Here is a 2,663-nt window from a genome sequence, read left to right as displayed (position 1 = left end):
CCCAGGCCGCGGCCGGGCTCGCCGGGATCATCAAGATGGTCGAGGCGATGCGCCACGGCGTCCTGCCCGCGACCCTGCACGTCGACGCGCCGTCGCCGCACGTCGACTGGTCCGAGGGCGCGGTCCGGCTGCTCACCGAGTCGCGGCCCTGGCCGGCGGACGGCCGCCCGCGGCGCGCGGCGGTGTCGGCGTTCGGCATCAGCGGCACCAACGCGCACGTCATCCTGGAACAGGCCCCGGACGCCCCCGCGCCCGACCGGACGCCGACGGCTCCCGCGCTCCTGCCGTGGGTGCTGACCGGCCGCTCGGACGACGCGTTGCGGGCCCAGGCCGAGCGGCTGCTCGGCACGGTCGGCTTCGCCGATCCCGTGGACATCGGGTTCTCCCTGGCCACCACGCGCCCGGCGTTCGAGCGGCGGGCCGTGGTCAGCGGTGACGTCCGCGCCGGGCTCGCCGCCCTCGCCGGTGGCCGGGTGACCCCGGAGGTCGTCACCGGCCGGGCCACCGAGGGCAAGCTCGCGGTGTTGTTCACCGGCCAGGGCTCCCAGCGGCTCGGCATGGGGCGTGGGCTCTACGAGGCGTTCCCGGCGTTCGCGGCGGCCTACGACGAGGTCTGCGCGCTGCTGCCCGCGGTCCGCGGGATCACCGACGCGGACGTCCTCAACCGCACCGGCACCGCCCAGCCCGCGATCTTCGCCCTCGAAGTCGCGCTGTTCCAGCTCGTGGAGTCGTGGGGCATCCGGCCGGACTTCGTGGCCGGGCACTCGATCGGCGAGATCGCCACCGCCCACGTCGCCGGGGTGTTCTCCCTGGCGGACGCGGCCAAGCTCGTCGAGGCCCGGGGCCGGCTGATGCAGGCGCTGCCCGAGGGCGGTGCGATGTTCGCGATCCAGGCGACCGAAGACGAGGTCCGCGAGCACCTGACCGACGAGGTCGGCTTGGCCGCGGTCAACGGACCCCACGCCGTCGTGCTGTCCGGTGTGGATGGTCCGGTGCACGCCGTGGCCGCGCTCTTCGCCGAACGCGGCCGCCGCACCAAGGCGCTGGTCGTGTCGCACGCGTTCCACTCGATGCTGATGGAACCGATGCTGGCGGAGTTCGCTTCGGTGGCCGAGAGCCTGACCTACGCCGAGCCGCGGATCCCGATCGTCTCCACGGTGACCCGCGAGGCCGACTTCGCGGACCCGGCGTACTGGGTGCGGCACGTGCGGGAGCCGGTGCGGTTCGCCGACGGCGTCCGCGCTCTGGCCACCGCGGGCGTCACCCGGTTCGCCGAGCTGGGCCCGGACGGCGTGCTCTCGGCCATGGGCGCCGACAGCGCCCCGGACGCGGTGTTCGTGCCGGTCCTGCGCAAGGACCGCGACGAGCGGCAGACCGCCGCGGCCGCCTTCGGCAAGCTCGTCGCCACCGGGACCGACGTCGACTGGACGGCGTTCTTCGCGGGCACGGACGCTCGTGCCGTGCCGTTGCCGACCTACGCCTTCCAGCGTGAGCGGTTCTGGCTCGACCCGCCCGTCACCAGCGGTGACGCCGCCGGGCTCGGCCTGGCCGCGGCCGGGCACCCGCTGCTCGGCGCGACCGTGCCGACCGCGGGTGAGGACGGCCTGGTCGGCTACGGCCGGCTGTCCCGCGCGGCCCAGCCGTGGCTGGCCGACCACGCGGTGCTCGGCGCCGTCCTGGTCCCCGGCGCGGCGCTCGTCGAACTCGCCGTCCGGGCGGGCGACGAGCTGGGCTGCGCCCGCGTCACCGAGCTGACCCTCGCCGCGCCGATGGTGCTGCCGGAGACCGGCGGCCTGGCCGTCCAGGTCGTGGTCGGCGCCGTGGACGACGACGGCCGCCGCCCGGTGTCCGTCCACTCCCGCCTCGCCGACGCCCCCTGGACCGAGCACGCCACCGGCCTCCTGGAGCCGTCGCTTTCCCGTGAAAGTGCCGCTTCGGGGGAGTGGCCGCCCGCCGGGGCCGAGGCCCTGGATGTCTCGGAGCTGTACCCGGGGCTCGCGGAGGTGGGCTTGCAGTACGGGCCGGTGTTCCAGGGCCTGACCGCCGCGTGGCGGGTCGGCGACGACGTCTGCGCCGACCTCGAACTGCCCGCCGCCGCCCACGGCGACGCCGGGAAGTTCGGCCTGCACCCGGCCCTGCTCGACGCCGCGCTGCACGCGATCGGCCTGCTCCCGACCGGCGACACCACCAAGACCCGGCTGCCGTTCCTCTGGCGGGACGTCGTCCTGCACGCGGCCGGCGCCACCGCCGCCCGCGTCCGGGTCGCCGCCACCGGCCCCGACTCGGTGCGCCTGGAACTCACCGACGGCGCCGGTGCGCCGGTGCTGACGGTGGGATCGTTGCTGCTGCGCGAAGTCACCTCGGTTGATCAGTCCACTGCGGACGATCTGTTCCGGCTCGGCTGGAGCCCGGTGACCACCGAACCCGGCCACACTCCGGCGGTGGAGATCCTGCGAGCGGTCCCGGAGAGTGGCGACACCCCGGCGGCCACGCACGCCCTGCTGCGGAGCACGCTGGCGAAGCTGCAGGAGTGGCTGGCCGAGGACAAGGACACCACTCTGGTCGTCCGCACCGAGCACGCCGTGGCGGTGTCCACTTCGGACACCGTCGACCCGGCCGCCGCCGCGGTCTGGGGCCTGGTCCGCAGCGCCCAGTCCGAGCAC

At 75.4% G+C, this 2,663-nt stretch carries 1 protein-coding gene; it reads left to right on the top strand.

Annotated elements, in window-relative coordinates; genetic code table 11:
- Positions 1–2,663 (top strand): acyltransferase domain-containing protein (locus ACGFMK_RS48945; protein WP_392778948.1); only part of this gene is annotated, 2,663 nt, incomplete at both ends.

Origin of the sequence: Amycolatopsis sp. NPDC049252 (assembly GCF_043197175.1) — a bacterium.
Classification (GTDB): Bacteria; Actinomycetota; Actinomycetes; order Mycobacteriales; family Pseudonocardiaceae; genus Amycolatopsis.
Note: the sequence above shows the minus strand (reverse complement) of the source record. Positions and strands in the feature narration are given on the sequence as shown.